Origin of the sequence: Aeromonas sp. TW 6 (genome assembly GCF_013168745.1) — a bacterium.
Classification (GTDB): Bacteria; Pseudomonadota; Gammaproteobacteria; order Enterobacterales; family Aeromonadaceae; genus Aeromonas; species Aeromonas caviae.
Window position 1 is genome coordinate 26,390 of record NZ_JABERS010000028.1, and the last position, 13,676, is coordinate 40,065.

At 64.2% G+C, this 13,676-nt stretch carries 14 protein-coding genes; 6 read left to right on the forward strand and 8 right to left on the reverse strand.

What is annotated here, in order from left to right; genetic code table 11:
* The first annotated feature begins 43 nt into the window (after positions 1-43).
* Positions 44-1,681, forward strand: a complete 1,638-nt coding sequence (locus HKD46_RS14160) for a hypothetical protein (RefSeq protein WP_161470178.1) — start codon at positions 44-46, stop codon at positions 1,679-1,681.
* A gap of 36 nt (positions 1,682-1,717) precedes the next feature.
* Here the strand turns inward: HKD46_RS14160 and HKD46_RS14165 are convergent, their stop codons facing one another.
* The 3 genes from HKD46_RS14165 to HKD46_RS14175 all read right to left on the reverse strand — a co-directional run bounded on the left by HKD46_RS14165 (position 1,718) and on the right by HKD46_RS14175 (position 5,806).
* On the reverse strand, positions 1,718-3,031 hold the full coding sequence (locus tag HKD46_RS14165; protein ID WP_161470177.1) for a sodium-dependent transporter: 1,314 nt from the start codon (positions 3,029-3,031) through the stop codon (positions 1,718-1,720).
* A 412-nt stretch (positions 3,032-3,443) separates the two neighbouring features.
* Positions 3,444-4,757, reverse strand: a complete 1,314-nt coding sequence (locus HKD46_RS14170; RefSeq protein ID WP_042015790.1) for a sodium-dependent transporter — start codon at positions 4,755-4,757, stop codon at positions 3,444-3,446.
* Between the two features lie 209 nt (positions 4,758-4,966).
* Positions 4,967-5,806: an isopenicillin N synthase family oxygenase gene (locus HKD46_RS14175; protein WP_010672899.1), complete on the reverse strand. Its 840-nt coding sequence runs from the start codon at positions 5,804-5,806 to the stop codon at positions 4,967-4,969.
* A 199-nt stretch (positions 5,807-6,005) separates the two neighbouring features.
* On the opposite strand from HKD46_RS14175, the gene HKD46_RS14180 reads away from it, so the two are divergent.
* The gene (locus HKD46_RS14180; RefSeq protein ID WP_043155692.1) at positions 6,006-6,569 is read left to right on the forward strand and encodes a DUF2799 domain-containing protein; all 564 of its coding nucleotides are present in this window, start codon (positions 6,006-6,008) and stop codon (positions 6,567-6,569) included.
* Positions 6,570-6,623: 54 nt separating this feature from the next.
* Here HKD46_RS14180 and HKD46_RS14185 read toward each other — a convergent pair whose 3' ends face one another.
* Together HKD46_RS14185 and HKD46_RS14190 are read right to left on the reverse strand one after the other, a co-directional pair.
* The gene (locus tag HKD46_RS14185; protein WP_043155694.1) at positions 6,624-7,445 is read right to left on the reverse strand and encodes a Cof-type HAD-IIB family hydrolase; all 822 of its coding nucleotides are present in this window, start codon (positions 7,443-7,445) and stop codon (positions 6,624-6,626) included.
* 232 nt (positions 7,446-7,677) lie between these two features.
* Positions 7,678-8,916: an MFS transporter gene (locus tag HKD46_RS14190; RefSeq protein ID WP_069652460.1), complete on the reverse strand. Its 1,239-nt coding sequence runs from the start codon at positions 8,914-8,916 to the stop codon at positions 7,678-7,680.
* A 148-nt stretch (positions 8,917-9,064) separates the two neighbouring features.
* On the opposite strand from HKD46_RS14190, the gene HKD46_RS14195 reads away from it, so the two are divergent.
* Both HKD46_RS14195 and HKD46_RS14200 read left to right on the forward strand, forming a co-directional pair.
* The gene (locus HKD46_RS14195) at positions 9,065-9,688 is read left to right on the forward strand and encodes a metalloregulator ArsR/SmtB family transcription factor (protein WP_041214535.1); all 624 of its coding nucleotides are present in this window, start codon (positions 9,065-9,067) and stop codon (positions 9,686-9,688) included.
* Positions 9,689-9,997: 309 nt separating this feature from the next.
* Positions 9,998-10,474 (forward strand): Lrp/AsnC family transcriptional regulator, encoded by a 477-nt coding sequence (locus tag HKD46_RS14200; RefSeq protein WP_010672894.1) that lies wholly within the window; start codon positions 9,998-10,000, stop codon positions 10,472-10,474.
* Positions 10,475-10,603: 129 nt separating this feature from the next.
* Here HKD46_RS14200 and HKD46_RS14205 read toward each other — a convergent pair whose 3' ends face one another.
* The 3 genes from HKD46_RS14205 to HKD46_RS14215 form a co-directional block, all read right to left on the reverse strand.
* Positions 10,604-10,921, reverse strand: coding sequence for a hypothetical protein (locus HKD46_RS14205; protein WP_041211026.1), 318 nt, complete (start codon positions 10,919-10,921; stop codon positions 10,604-10,606).
* 148 nt (positions 10,922-11,069) lie between these two features.
* Positions 11,070-11,300, reverse strand: a complete 231-nt coding sequence (locus HKD46_RS14210; RefSeq protein ID WP_029313696.1) for a hypothetical protein — start codon at positions 11,298-11,300, stop codon at positions 11,070-11,072.
* A gap of 35 nt (positions 11,301-11,335) precedes the next feature.
* Positions 11,336-11,761: a MarR family winged helix-turn-helix transcriptional regulator gene (locus tag HKD46_RS14215; protein ID WP_029313694.1), complete on the reverse strand. Its 426-nt coding sequence runs from the start codon at positions 11,759-11,761 to the stop codon at positions 11,336-11,338.
* 175 nt (positions 11,762-11,936) lie between these two features.
* On the opposite strand from HKD46_RS14215, the gene HKD46_RS14220 reads away from it, so the two are divergent.
* Both HKD46_RS14220 and HKD46_RS14225 read left to right on the forward strand, forming a co-directional pair.
* Positions 11,937-12,941: an NADP-dependent oxidoreductase gene (locus HKD46_RS14220; RefSeq protein ID WP_139739635.1), complete on the forward strand. Its 1,005-nt coding sequence runs from the start codon at positions 11,937-11,939 to the stop codon at positions 12,939-12,941.
* Between the two features lie 178 nt (positions 12,942-13,119).
* Positions 13,120-13,560 carry an NUDIX hydrolase gene (locus HKD46_RS14225; RefSeq protein WP_171865573.1) on the forward strand — a complete coding sequence of 147 codons (441 nt, stop codon included), beginning with the start codon at positions 13,120-13,122 and terminating at the stop codon, positions 13,558-13,560.
* The last annotated feature ends 116 nt before the right edge of the window (positions 13,561-13,676 follow it).

The following is a 13,676-nucleotide window of genomic DNA, read 5'->3' on the forward strand; positions in this document are numbered from 1 at the left end:
GAATCCAACCTCTCCACCCCCGACCGGCGAAGGAGCGTCAAAGATGCAGATCCTCCTCATCGAAGACGATGCCATGATGGGCTCGACCCTCACCCAGGGACTGAGTGATCTGGGGCTGCCCCCCACCGAGCTGTTCCACTGCAAAGAGATTGCAAGCCTGCCCGCCCTGCTGTGCCAGCACGCCTTTGATGCCATTCTTTGCCGCCAGTATCACCACCAGGCCCACGAGGGCGTCAGGCTGCTGCATGAAGCACACCACCTGGGCCTGCTCGCGCCCGGCTGCGTGCTCCTGCTGCTGGAGCAGGACGAGGACACCGGCCAGTTCCCCCCCTCCGACCTCTATTTCGCCCTGCGTCTGGCCGTGCCCTTCACCACGGAGCAGCTGGCGCACAGCCTGCAAGCGCTGCTGGCACTGACCACGGTGACCCGCCCCCTGGCCACCCCCATGGCGCTCAGGGAGTGGCGCAGCGCCTGCGCCCAGTGCGAGGATCTGCTTTACCGGCACGCCAGCCACAAGGGGCTGGAAGCACAGATGGACAGGGTAAAGGGCTACATGCTGCTGCAAGCCGGGGAACGGGTGCAGGCCGCCCAGCACTACGCCATCTGCACCACGGAGCACGATGCCTGGTGGCCACGCCAGGGACTGAACCAGGCCCTGCTCGGGCTGAACCGGGTGGAGAGTGCCCACAAGGATCTGGCCCGCAACCGGGAGCGACTGCCCCCTGTCATCCATCAGGCGCTGGTTCTCGCCTGCCAACTGCACGAGGCGCAGTGGGCTCCTGCCTGGGAAACCTTGTCAGGCTTGCTCCAACGCTGCCCCTGGCAGCCGCAGTGGCGCCAGGTGGCCATTTTGCTGGCCCTGCTGCGAAGGGATGAAGGTCAGGTGCTGGCGCAGGCCAGCGATTTCATCCTGCGCTACTTCCCCAAACAGACGTTTCGCCACTCCGTCGAACGCTGCCTGCTGGATGCGACCCTGGCGGTGCTCTGGCATCCACCGGGAGAGGCCAGAGTTCATGGGCTGCAGCAGGCCCTGGAGGAGCTCGGCCAGCAGGCCGTGACCCTGCGGGCCCACGAGGAGGGGCTGCTGCGCGCCCTGATGCTGGGTCTGGATTATCGATTCGATGACGCCTTGATGCTGCTGGCCAAGCACCCGCCGGAGGCGGCGCGGGACAATCACCTCAACCAGTTGCTCGGGGTGGCCGTCAGCCAGTTCTGCGGGCTTCCCCACCATGCCCAGCGTTATCTGGCCCAGCTCGGCCAATATCAGGGGCCGGTGGCACAGACCCCGCTGTTGCAGGGGCTCATTTTGCAGGTGGTCGACGATCTGGCGCGGCAACTGGCGCAGCGGGAGCAGCTGCTGACCCAGCTGCGCGAGGAGCGGCAACGGGCCATGACCACGGGTCAGCTCCAGCTCGCCGTGCAGAGTGCTCTGACCCTGCAGGAGCGATTCCCGGCCCAGGCGGGGGATGCCTGGCAACTGCTGGTATTGCTGACCCAGTGCTGGCCCGCCGGCATGGCGGCCCCGGCGGTGGCCCGCCTGGTGGACAGGCTGGAGCAGCGTCTCAACCACAGTGCCGCCTTCCTGGAACACCATGGGAACGCCTATCGGGAGACCCTGCAACAGGTGAGATCCCACCTGGCCCCCAAACTGCCGCCCCTCGGTCCCCATCAGGGCCTATAGCCATCCAGGGCGGTGCATGCCGCCCTGGATGGTGCGTTACAACAAGCCTCGCACCAAGATCCCCGCGATCAGCAGGGGGGCGACCAGCCGCCAGCACCAGAGCAGCGCACTACGCATCAGCGGCGAGAGATCCGCAGGCACAATACTGTCCCCCAGCTTCCAGCCAAGCAGCAGGGTCAGCACCAGACCGAACAGGGGCATCATCAGGTTGGAGGTGAGGTAATCCAGCAGATCGAACAGGGTCTTGCCAAACAGGGTGTAGTCAGCCCAGGGCCCGAATGACAGACTGACCGGAATGCCGCAGGCCATGATGAGCAGGGTCAGGACCCGGCAGGCATTGCGGCGCGACCAGCCCCACTCCTCGGTGGTGAAGCGCACCAGGTGCTCCAGCATGGAGATGGAGGAGGAGAGCGCCGCCACCAGCAGCAGCAGGAAGAAGATCACCGCCAGCCCCTGACCGAACGGCAGGTGGTTGAACACCGCCGGCATGGTCATGAAGGTGAGGCCGGGGCCGGCGGCAGGATCGATGCCGGTGGAGGCCAGCACCGGGAAGATCATCAGCCCCGCCAGCACCGAGATGCAGCTCGCCAGGGTGACCACCCAGACCCCGGAGCGCAGCGCCCCGTCACTGCTCGGCAGGTAGGCGCCATAGGTGGTGTGTACCCCGAGGCCAATGGAGAGGGAGAAGAACGCCAGCCCCAGGGCGTCGAGCACCCCCTGCCCCGTCAGGTGGGAGAAGTCGGGCATCAGGAACTGGCGTACCCCGGCCATGGCCCCCGGCATGGAGAGCCCGGTCACCACCAGGAGCAGCATCATCACGAACAGGGCCGGCATCATCCAGCGCAGCGCCCGCTCCACCCCCTGTTGCAGCCCTCCCTGCACGAACCACCAGGTGAGCCCGGCGAAGACGAGATGGGTGAGGGCCGGCCAGAGGGGATCGCTCACATAACCGGTAAAGAGTGCGGTGAGGGTGCTCGCCTCACTCAGGTTGAGCTCGCCGCCCACGGCCAGGGCCGCATAGCCCACGGTCCAGCCCCCCACCACGCTGTAGAAGCTGTAGATGAAGAAGCCACACAGAATCCCCATGTAACCCATCCAGCGCCAGTTCGGCCCCACCAACTTGTGGAAGGCGCCGAGCACGCCGCGCTGACTGCGGCTGCCGAGCAGGGTCTCCCCCACCAGCACCGCGACCCCCAGGGTGAAGCTGAAGAGCAGGAACACCAGCAGGAAGGCACCGCCCCCGTTGGTGGCTGTCACATAGGGAAACTTCCAGATGGCGCCAAGGCCGATCGCCGAGCCGGTGGCCGCCAGCACATGACCAATACGGGAAGACCACTGAACCTGGCTCATACAACCTCCGGGCAAGACAACATCAGTTCGATACTCCATGGCTAGACGCGGTGTGCGCCGCAACAAAAAAGGCCGCCTGAGGGCGACCTTTGCAATGAACAGTCAGACAAACGACACCTGCAAGGTCACCTCTCCAGGAAGGGGCTAAATCGGCCACAGAGAGCGATAAGGGGTGACATGGGAGGGCGACGCCTGCACGGTAAAAAGGAGCCACAGCCTAAACCATGGCAAGAGAAGTTGACAGAAAATAGTCTAAAACAGAACCAAAAACAGATTTAATCAAAACAAAATATAGAAATTACAGACCGTTACTCTGTTTATTTTTAATTGACAGATTTTTATAAAGAGTCAATCCTGCCACCCCACTCCCCGGCCAGCCCGGCCGGGGAGTGGCAGAGATGACCAACCCTCCCTACACCAGGCCGCGCACCAGAATGCCGCCAATGAGCAGGGGAGCCAGCCAGCGCCAGCAGCCCATCAGCAGGGCCCGCCAGTGGGGAGCCAGCCCTTCGGGCAGCGCCTGGCGACCGAGCCGCCAGCCCAGCAGCAGTGTCAGGGCCAGCCCGAACAGGGGCATCATCAGGTTGGAGGTGATGAAGTCCAGCAACTCGAAGATGTTCTTGCCAAACAGGGTCAGGGTGGCCCAGGGGCCGAACGACAGGCTCACCGGGATGCCACCCGCCATCACCAGGGCAATGACCAGGTTGCACGCCGCGCGGCGGGACCAGCCCAGGCTCTCGCACAGGAAGCACTGCAAGTGCTCCAGCAGAGAGATGGAGGAGGAGAGCGCCGCCACCACCAGCAGAGAGAAGAACACCACCGCCAGCCCCTGGCCGAAGGGCAGTTGCTGGAACACCGCCGGCATGGTCATGAAGGTGAGGCCCGGGCCCGAGGCCGGGTCAATACCGGTCGCCGCCAGTACCGGGAAGATCATCAGGCCCGCCAGCACGGCGATGACGCTCGCCAGCAGCACTACCCAGAGGCTGGAGCGACCGACCCCTTCGCTGGAAGGCAGGTAGGCGCCATAGGTGGTGTGGATGCCAAGGCCGATGGAGAGGGAGAAAAAGGCCAGCCCCATGGCGTCCAGCACACCCGACATGCCGAGCTTGCTGAAATCGGGCATCAGGAAGTGGCGCACCCCGGCCATGGCGCCCGGCAGGGTGAGGCCGAAGGCCACCAGCAGCAGGATCATGATGAAGAGGGCCGGCATCATCCAGCGCAGGGTGCGCTCCACCCCTTGTTGCACGCCGCCCCGCACGAACCACCAGGTCAAGCCGGCAAACAGCAGGTGGGTCAGCACCGGCCAGAGCGGATCACCGACGTAGTCGTTGAAACGGGCGGTCAGTGCCGCGCCGTCCCCCTGTTGCAGCTCCCCCGCCAGGGCCATGCCCGTGTACCCCAGGGTCCAGCCGCCCACCACGCTGTAGAAACAGAAGATGAGCAGGCTGCACAGCAAACCCATGGCACCGACCCAGCGCCAGCGCCTGCCCATCAGTTCACCAAAGGCGCCCACCACCCCGCGCCGGGTCAGGCTGCCGATCAGGGTCTCCCCCATCAGCACCGCCACCCCCAGGGTGAAGCTGAACAACAGAAAGACCAGCAGGAAGGCGCCGCCACCGTTGGCGGCGGTGACATAGGGGAACTTCCAGATGGCGCCGAGACCGACCGCGGAACCTGCGGCGGCCAGGATGTAACCGAGCCGGGATGACCATTGGGACTGCTTCATAAGAACTCCACGGGAAGGGCCTGCCAGCGAGGCCCGAAATGGCGCTCAGAGTACGCCCGCGGGCGCGCAATCACTCGGCGTATATCCGATATAAAACTCAGTTTTTAGCATCATTAACCAATAAAATTCGGATAACCCACCAATCGTGCCACAAAATAAAAACCGGAGCGGGGATGCTCCGGTTTGTTGTCTGCCCGGGTCTGGCGGGATTAGATGACCCCCAGTTCCCGCAACCGCTCCATCAGATAGCTGTGGGCGGTGTGGCGCTCCGAGAGCACCACATCCGGACGGGGGTGCAGGAAGAGCGGCAAGGAGATGCGGGACTTGGCGGCACTGCCCCCGGTCGGGTTGATGACCCTGTGGGTGGTAGAGGGGTAGTAGCCGCGGGAGGCCTCCTGCAGCATGTCACCGATGTTGATGATGAGGGTGCCGAAATCGCAGGGCACATCCATCCACTCCCCGTCTGAACCTTTCACCTGCAGGCCCGGCTCGTTGGAGGCGGGCAGAATGGTCAGCAGGTTGATGTCTTCATGGGCGGCGGCGCGGATGGCACCCGGCTCCTCGGTGCCGTCGAAGGGCGGGTAGTGCAGCACCCGCAGCAAGGTCTTGTGGCTCTCTTCGATCATGGAGGAGAGCGGGCAGCTGTAATGGGCGGCGATGTCCCCCGGGGTGTGTTGCTCCACCCAGCCCAGCAGCTCGGCGGCCAGATCGTTGGCGAGGCGGTAGTACTCCATCGCCTGCTCTTTCAGCTCTGCCGGCATCTGGCCCCAGGGATAGATGTGGAAGTACTCCTTGATGTCCTTCTGGCTGTGGCCCTTGGCCACCTCGGACACCGAGGGCGGGAAGTAGCCGTCCTGGGTCTCGCGATTGAACAGGAAATCCTGCTTCTGTTCGCTCATGAAGAAGCGATACCAGTTGTCATAGATGGACTGCACCAGCTCCTTCGGGATGGGGTGGTGAGTCAGCACTCCGAAGCCGGTGGTGCGCAGGGATTCGGTGAAGCGCTCGGCCGCATCGGGGGAGCGATAATCGACGGTCAGGACTTTCATTGTTTTTATGTTACATGCCAGTTAAAAGTAGGCGCAGTTTACCCTGCCTCCCCCGGCAAGAAAAGGCTGCCAGAAGCCCGTCTACAATGGCTTGAAAATACTGATAAAAACATCATGATACGGCCCCCTCGCCCGGTGCTTGTCCCGGACGGGCCTCCTCTTCTAGAATGCCCCACCCCTTTGCTGTCGGAGCCCCCTCATGTCCCCCAAGATCCTGTTGTTGACCCTTCCCTTCCTGATCGCCGGGTGCAGTTCCCTCTCGGAGGAGGAGTGCCGTGCCATGAGCTGGTACAACCAGGGCTATCAGGACGGGGAGCAGGGCAAGACCCGGAGCGCCACCCGCGACTATCAGAAGACCTGCGGAGAGTACGGCCTCAAGGTGGATGAGGCGGAGTGGCAGCGCGGCTACGCCAAGGGGCTGGAGCTCTATTGCATCCCCGAGCTTGCCTACAGCAAGGGACGGGAGGGGAGCGAATACCTGGGGGTCTGCCCCAACGACACCAGCTTCCTCACCCAGTTCGAGCGCGGCCGCAAGGAGTACCTGCTGGAGCAGCGCCTCGGCGAATTGCAGCAGGAGCTGGAGCGCACCGAGCGGAGCATCCACCAGCTGGATCAGCAGATCCGGGGCGAGAGCGACAGCCGCCAGCGCGACTACTACCGTGCCCAGCGCGAGCGCGCCATCCGTCACTACGAAGGGGTATACCGGGACTACAACCGGCTGCGCTTCCCGGATCGGGTGATCCAGTTCTCCTTCGGGAGCTGACAAAAAGGGGCCGACATGGCCCCTTTCTGTTTATCCCGTAGACTGTTTTTCCCCTCAGGCGGGCAGGACCCAGCGCTGCAACGCCAGGGCGATGCCATCCTCGTTGTGATCCGCGGTGACCCGGTCTGCATGGGCCTGGATCTGGGGCGCCGCATTGCCCATGGCCACCGCCAGCCCCACCTGCTCGAACATGCTGATGTCGTTGTTGTTGTCGCCAAAGGCCACCAGGTTCTCCATGGCGATCCCCTCGCTCGCCGCCCATTGGGCCAGCCGGTTGCCCTTGCTGCAACCGGGCTGCACCAGCTCCACCGCATAGGGGGCCGCCCAGTCACGGGTGAAGGGCAGTCTCTCCACCACCTCCCCGACGAAACGGTGCAACCGGCCGGGGTCCTGGTTGAACAACTCCAGCTTCCAGATGGGGGACTGCAACCAGGACTCGATATCCTCGGCGGGCAGCAGGGAGACCTTGAGGTGATCCGGCTGGGTTGCCGACCAGCGCCGCATCCGGCCCACGTGCTCCTCGCAGCCCAGGTAGCCGATGCCGTCCCCCAGGTGGAACAGCGCCCCCATCTGCTGGGCTTGCACCTCCTCCAGCAGGGCAGTGAGGGGCGCCACGGCCAGGGGATCCCCGGCGAGGATCCTCTCCTGTACCGGATCATAGAGGTAGGCCCCGTTGCTGCAGATGATGGGGGTGTCGAGGGCCAGCTCGTGGTGGAAGGGACGGGCCGTCATGAAGTGGCGACCCGTCACCAGCAGCACCTTGATGCCGTGGGCCCGGGCCTGGGCCAGGGCCGCCCGGGTAGCGGACGAGATCTTGTGATCCCGGTTCAGCAGGGTACCGTCCATGTCCAATGCAATGGCCTGATAACGACTCATATCACCTCCAGGAATGTCGAGACGGGTGCGGCGCCATCCCCTCCCGTTGCCAGTGCCACGACTCATCTCACCGCCGGGAATGCGGACTGGGCATGGCAAGGCCCATGATGGGAGACGCGCTCGCCGGGGGGCGGGAACAGCGGAGCAAAGAGCCATACCGTCCCAGACTCGGCGCCGCGATGCAAGTCCGGCCCGCCATCCCGTCGCCGAACTGTGATCCCCGCGCCCTTCGTCAGCCCGCCTCGGCGCACCCGGCCACGGCGTTTCGCCTGTCCGCCCGTCTGCGCAATCCGTAGAAACCGAGGGCACAGATCACGCCGCAGAGGCCGGCCAGGTAGAAGGGCCACTCGGTCCCCGCCAGCAGCACCAGGCTGCCCAGCACCACCGCCAGGATCTCGCTGCCCACCGCCAGACCGCGGTAGAGCCCCATCGCCTGCCCCTGCTGGCTGGCATGGCTGCGGTTGGAGACCGCCACCGAGGTGGCCAGCTCCCCCAGGCTCATGCCGATGCCCGCCGGGATAAAGGTGAGCGCGAGCCCCCACCACTGGGTCGGCAGGATGAACATCAGCATGCCCGCCGCCATCACCAGGTGGCCGACGATGCCAAGGGAGCTGCCGCGCCAGTGCCGTGCCAGCTGCTCACCGATCCAGGAGCCCAGCATCATGGGCACGCTCACCAGCACGGCGGCCTGGGCCAGTTGCACCGGATCCCATGCCAGCCGCTCCACCAGCCAGACATTGAAGTAGGTGAAGTAGAGCTGCACCGCCCCGTAGCTTGCCAGGGTCAGGGCAAAGTAGGGCAGGAGACGAGGTTGCAACAGCAATTGGCGGGTCGAGAGAGGAACCTCATCCCGGGTCGCCGGCACCGGGGGACGATTGGGCAGCAGCCAGAGCACCAGCAGCAGGTTGATCACCGTCATCCCCACCGCCAGCCAGGCCGCCAGGCTGTAATCTCCCGAGACCACGGCCGCATAGCCTCCGATCATGGGGCCCACCACCCAGCCCAGGTTCATGCCGATGTTGATGCGTGCGAAGTTGCGGGCCTTGGTCCTGGCCGTGCTCATGTCCGCCGCCATCGCCTGCACGATGGCGATGTCGCCGTTGAAGAAGCCCTCCACCACCCGGCTCAGCAGCAAGAGCGGCAGGGAACGCCAGGCGATGCCAAGGGCCATCAGCACATACCCCGCCAGCACCCCCACCAGACAGAGTGTCAGCACCGGCTTGCGCCCATGGCGATCGGAGAGGCGGCCAAGCAAGGGTGCCCCCAGCAGTTGAAACAACGGATAGAGCCCCATGATGACGCCAAGCCACACCTTGCGGCTCCAGTCCGACGCCTGTGGCGTCAGCATGCCCTGGGCCGGATCCAGCAGCAGCGGCGCCAGGACGGGGGAAGGCAGGCTGAATCCCGCCACCGCCAGCGTCACCGTCATCACCAATACCCAGAGGGTCGCCTGTCCCTTGATCCCTTCCATCTTCGCCTCATTAAATAAAGTTATTTGTTTATTTATATTGTGAGGGGTCGTCCATTAAGTAAAGCAGATTGTTGATTTAAATCTCCCTGCTACCCATAATGACCTCATCCAGGCGGTCACCGCACCGATACCCACCACCGGAGCCCCCATGAACGCCAGTACCGACAAGATCCTCTATCTGCTGAAAACCCGCGGCCCCCAGAGCGCCGCCGAACTCGGCGACCAGTTGCAGATGACGTCCATGGGGGCGCGCCAGCACCTGATGGCCCTGGAGTCCGAGGGCTGGGTGGGGTTTAGTGACGAGGCCCGCGGCCGTGGTCGCCCGGTGCGCCTGTGGCACCTCACCGACCAGGCCTGGCAACGCTTCCCCGACACCCATGGCGATCTGACCCTGCAGCTGATCGACGACATCCGGCAGGTGTTTGGCGACGCGGGCATGGAGCAGCTCATCACGCGGCGGGAGCAGCAGATGCAGGCTCGCTATGAATCCAGGCTGACCCAGCCGGCGCTGGCAGACAGGCTGATGACGCTCAAGGCGCTGCGCACCCAGGAGGGGTATATGGCGGACATGTCGCAGGAGGAGGACGGCAGCTGGCTGTGGTGGGAGAGTCACTGCCCCATCTGCAGTGCGGCCAGAGCCTGTCGGGGCTTTTGCCGCAGCGAGCTGGCACTGTTTCGCCGGTTGCTGGCGCCGGCCGAGGTGGAGCGGGAGCAGTATCTGCTGGAGGGGGACAGCCGCTGTCTCTATCGCATCCGGCCGCCCCGCCCCTGAGCGGGCGGAACGCAAAAACAACAAAGCAGGCGCCGGGATGCCTGCTTTGTTGCCTTCGGGGAGGGGGTGCTCTCGTTCCAGCCCGTTGTTTCCCGATAAGGTCGAACGGCTGATGGGGCTCTTGACCCGGTAAGGTCCTTCACCACAGGTGCCTGGTCGGGCGCCTGTCTTGCCACCGGAAGATGTAACCATGGTACTCCCCGCGATGCGGTGAGTGGTTGTGAAGTAGCAGGTATTTTCAGTTGTTTTTGCAATAGTTCACCCTTAATCTAGGAAAAGTGGATTAGTAATTGCGAAGAGGTACGGAGAATGCTGAAACTTGATCGTATAGACAGGCATATTCTGGAGCTGATGCAGGAAAATGGCCGCATCAGCAACCTGGAGCTGGCCGAGCTGGTCGGGCTCTCCCCCTCCCCCTGCTCGCGCCGGGTCAAGGCGCTGGAGGATGCCGGTCTCATCGATACCCATGTCACCCTGCTCAATGCCCGCCAGCTGGGGCTGACCCTCACCGCCTACATTCACATCTCCATGGACAGGCACACTCCGGAGCGGTTCGAGAACTTCGATCGCGCCGTCAAGGATCTGCCCGAAGTGCTGGAGTGCGACCTCATCACCGGCAACGATGCGGATTACCAGCTCAAGGTGGTGGTGCGGGACATGGAGCACTACCAGCACTTCCTGCTGGACAAGCTGACCCACATCTCCGGCGTGACCGGGGTGCGTTCGAGCTTCGTGCTGCGCCGCATCAAGCACAAGACCGCCCTGCCCCTCAACCACCTGGGCTGACCCCCGCATCCGGGGAGCACCAAAAGCAAGAGGAGGCCAGGGCCTCCTCTTCTTGTCTCTGCTATCAAGGGCATTCGCGGTCAACACAGCCCCCGGGCGCCATCGCGCCGCCAGGTGGCGAACGCCTCGTCATGCCTCGACCTGGCTGACATCCTGCACCTGCAGCAACCAGCCACTCTGCTCCTGCAGGGGTTCGCCGCGCAGCCGCAGCCGCTCACCGGTCGACACCCACTGCCCTTTGGGCAGAGAGATTTCCAGGCTCTCGCTGCCGTTGTCGAACACCCAGCGATCGGCGCCCAACGACTCCATCAAGTACCCTTCCATCTCCACTCTGGACTCGGCCTGCCAGGAGGGGGAGGCGGTATCACGGCTCTCGATGAAATCCCCCTGAACACCAAAGCTGGCCAGCCCCCACAGAATGGAGAGCCCGACGATGGATGATTGCATCTCTCTCTCCTGTTGGTTTGCTACCTTGAGGGCCAGTATGGGAAGAGAAAAATGAGTGCACCATGAACAAGGTGCCAAAGTGCTGGCAAGATCGCGAAAAAAACCGGCCCCATGGCCGGTCATGTCATTTTATGTCGTACAGGTCACACTACTTGGCCGCTTCTTCTGCCATCCGTGCAGCCCTTGGTTTATTTGTCCACATGGCCACCCCGCGGTGATCCGCACAGATCCCCTCGTCGGTGACCGCCCTCACCCGGACCCCGTCCTTGCAGATGGCCTGCCAGGCATCGGCATCGTCGATCTGCAACTCGGAACGGGGATAGGAGGTATCGGCGCAGGCGCACAGCAGGATGGCAAACAGAGGCAGCAGGGATTGCATGGGTTTCATCGGGTCACTCCTGACGGGAAAAGGGATCAGCGCCCCAGCTGCGCCGCCACGCGATCGCAAAGCTGCTTGAGCTGGGCCAACTCAGCATCGGCCAGATCCACCTGGTTGCGCAAGCTGTCCGCCAGACAGCACTCCCTGACCTCCTGCTGCAACTGGCGTCCCGCCTCGGTCAGGCTGATGCACTTTTGCCGCTCATCCTCGTGGGAGACGGTGCGGGTCAGCCACCCCTTGCTCTCCAGCCGCTTGACGATGGGGGTCAGGGTGCCCGCATCCAGTCCGGTCTCCTGCCCTATCTCCTTGAGGCTGACCTCGTCCCGGGCCCAGAGCGAGAGCATCACCAGGTACTGGGTATAGGTGAGATCCAGCTTGTCCAGCAGCGGCCGATAGGCACGCATCACCGCATTGGAAGCGCTGTAGAGGGCAAAACAGACCTGCTTTTTCAATTCGCTCATGGAGGACCTCGCTGACGACAAGGGGGCAGTATACCCCATCAACTTCGGGGCTGAATAGTTTGCACACAAAACAGTTGCCAGCCCCCGCGTTCAGGACTACCCTGATTTTAGTTTGCACACAAACAAAAATACCAGGCCGCCGCCCGACGCGCGGCCCCACTGCCGGAGAATGCCCATGAATGCCATCAGCCATCAAATCCAACTGCTGCGTCGCCCCACCGGTCTCCCCACCCTGGAGGACTTCGCCCTCCGGGACGTGCCCCTGCCCGCCCTGCAGGAGGGAGAGGTGCAGGTCGCCAACCAGTGGCTGTCGGTGGACCCCTACATGCGCGGCCGCATGAGCGAGGCAAAAAGCTACGTTCCTCCCTTCCCCCTCAACGGTCCCCTCGACGGCGGCGCCATCGGCACGGTACAGGCATCGCGCCATCCCGACTTCAAGGTGGGGGACAAGGTGAGCAGCATGCTGGGCTGGCGGGATGCCTTCGTGGCAAACGCCGCCCAGCTCACCCGCCTGCCCGACACCACCCTGCCGCCCCAGCGCTTCCTCGGCGCCCTCGGCATGCCGGGCATGACCGCCTGGGCGGGCCTGCACAAGGTGGCACACCTGAAGGCCGGTGAAACCCTGCTGGTCTCGGCAGCCTCCGGGGCGGTCGGCACCATGGCGGTCCAGCTCGCCAAGCAGGCGGGGGCCAGGGTCATCGGCTCCACCGGCTCGGCCGACAAGGTCGCCTACCTCAAGACCCTGGGAGCCGATGCGGTGATCAATTACCGGGAGACCCCGGATCTCGACGCCGAGCTGGCCCGCCTCGCCCCCGAAGGCATCCACGTCTACTTCGAGAACGTGGGGGGCGCCATGCTGGATGCCGCCCTCAACCACCTGGTGGTGCACGGGCGCATCGTGCTGTGCGGCCTCATCGAGCAGTACAACAGCAACGGCCAGGCCAGCGGCCCGCGCAACCTCTCCCAGGTGATCCGCAAGCGCATCCTGATGCAGGGGCTGCTGGTCTCCGATCACTGGCAGCACTACGGGGCGTTCCTGGCCGAGGCCATGCCGGCCTTCGAAGCGGGCACCCTCCAGGCCGAGGAGACCGTCAGCGAGGGGCTGGCCAGCATGCCGCAAGCCTTTATCGGACTGTTCCAGGGCCACAATACCGGCAAGATGCTGGTCAGACTGCCCTGATCCGGGGGCATTTCCCATCTATTTAACAGATAGAATGTCGCCAGACCCATCCATTTAAGCGATGGAAAATCGGCATCCGATCGCCCTTGAACAGGCGGCTTGCGCAACGGGCCCATCCCCCCTAAGGTGGGCCCGTTTTCCCTGGCGCACCCCGCCGTCTCAGCAAGGAGCCTCCCCTATGTCTACCCCCTATCCCCGCGTCGGTGTCGGCGTCATTCTCACCAATGACCAGGGCCAGGTACTGCTTGGCAAGCGCAAGGGCAGCCATGCCCCCTACTGGTCCATCGCAGGCGGTCATCTGGAATTGGGGGAGACCTTCGAGTCGGCAGCCATCCGGGAGGTGGCGGAGGAGACCGGCTTCATCATCCGCCAGCCTCGCGTCATCGCCGTCACCAACAACCTGGAGACCTGGCGCGAGAGCGGCCTGCACTACATCTCGGTCACCCTGCTGGCAGAGGTGGACGGGGAGCCGCAACTGCTGGAGCCGGAAAAATGCGAGGGCTGGATCTGGTGCGACCCGCACAATCTGCCCGAGCCTCACTTCGATGCCAGTCGCCAGTCCATCGCCTGCTGGCTGGCGGGACAATGCTACCTGCCCCAGGCACAACCAGCCCCCTGACCCTCACCGGCAGGCTGCCGCGCGTCACCCCGGTACCTCTCGTCAGCTGGCGGAGGCGACCAGCCACCCCGCCAGCCCCTGTTGATGGCAGGCTGCGCGGGAGGGCGTACCGTCAC

Bases quoted from the DNA above. Each gene is read 5' to 3' on its own strand.
- HKD46_RS14160 (WP_161470178.1), top strand. From the start codon at position 44: ATGCAGATCCTCCTCATCGAAGACGATGCCATGATGGGCTCGACCCTC.
- HKD46_RS14165 (WP_161470177.1), bottom strand. From the start codon at position 3,031: ATGAGCCAGGTTCAGTGGTCTTCCCGTATTGGTCATGTGCTGGCGGCC.
- HKD46_RS14170 (WP_042015790.1), bottom strand. From the start codon at position 4,757: ATGAAGCAGTCCCAATGGTCATCCCGGCTCGGTTACATCCTGGCCGCC.
- HKD46_RS14175 (WP_010672899.1), bottom strand. From the start codon at position 5,806: ATGAAAGTCCTGACCGTCGATTATCGCTCCCCCGATGCGGCCGAGCGC.
- HKD46_RS14180 (WP_043155692.1), top strand. From the start codon at position 6,006: ATGTCCCCCAAGATCCTGTTGTTGACCCTTCCCTTCCTGATCGCCGGG.
- HKD46_RS14185 (WP_043155694.1), bottom strand. From the start codon at position 7,445: ATGAGTCGTTATCAGGCCATTGCATTGGACATGGACGGTACCCTGCTG.
- HKD46_RS14190 (WP_069652460.1), bottom strand. From the start codon at position 8,916: ATGGAAGGGATCAAGGGACAGGCGACCCTCTGGGTATTGGTGATGACG.
- HKD46_RS14195 (WP_041214535.1), top strand. From the start codon at position 9,065: ATGAACGCCAGTACCGACAAGATCCTCTATCTGCTGAAAACCCGCGGC.
- HKD46_RS14200 (WP_010672894.1), top strand. From the start codon at position 9,998: ATGCTGAAACTTGATCGTATAGACAGGCATATTCTGGAGCTGATGCAG.
- HKD46_RS14205 (WP_041211026.1), bottom strand. From the start codon at position 10,921: ATGCAATCATCCATCGTCGGGCTCTCCATTCTGTGGGGGCTGGCCAGC.
- HKD46_RS14210 (WP_029313696.1), bottom strand. From the start codon at position 11,300: ATGCAATCCCTGCTGCCTCTGTTTGCCATCCTGCTGTGCGCCTGCGCC.
- HKD46_RS14215 (WP_029313694.1), bottom strand. From the start codon at position 11,761: ATGAGCGAATTGAAAAAGCAGGTCTGTTTTGCCCTCTACAGCGCTTCC.
- HKD46_RS14220 (WP_139739635.1), top strand. From the start codon at position 11,937: ATGAATGCCATCAGCCATCAAATCCAACTGCTGCGTCGCCCCACCGGT.
- HKD46_RS14225 (WP_171865573.1), top strand. From the start codon at position 13,120: ATGTCTACCCCCTATCCCCGCGTCGGTGTCGGCGTCATTCTCACCAAT.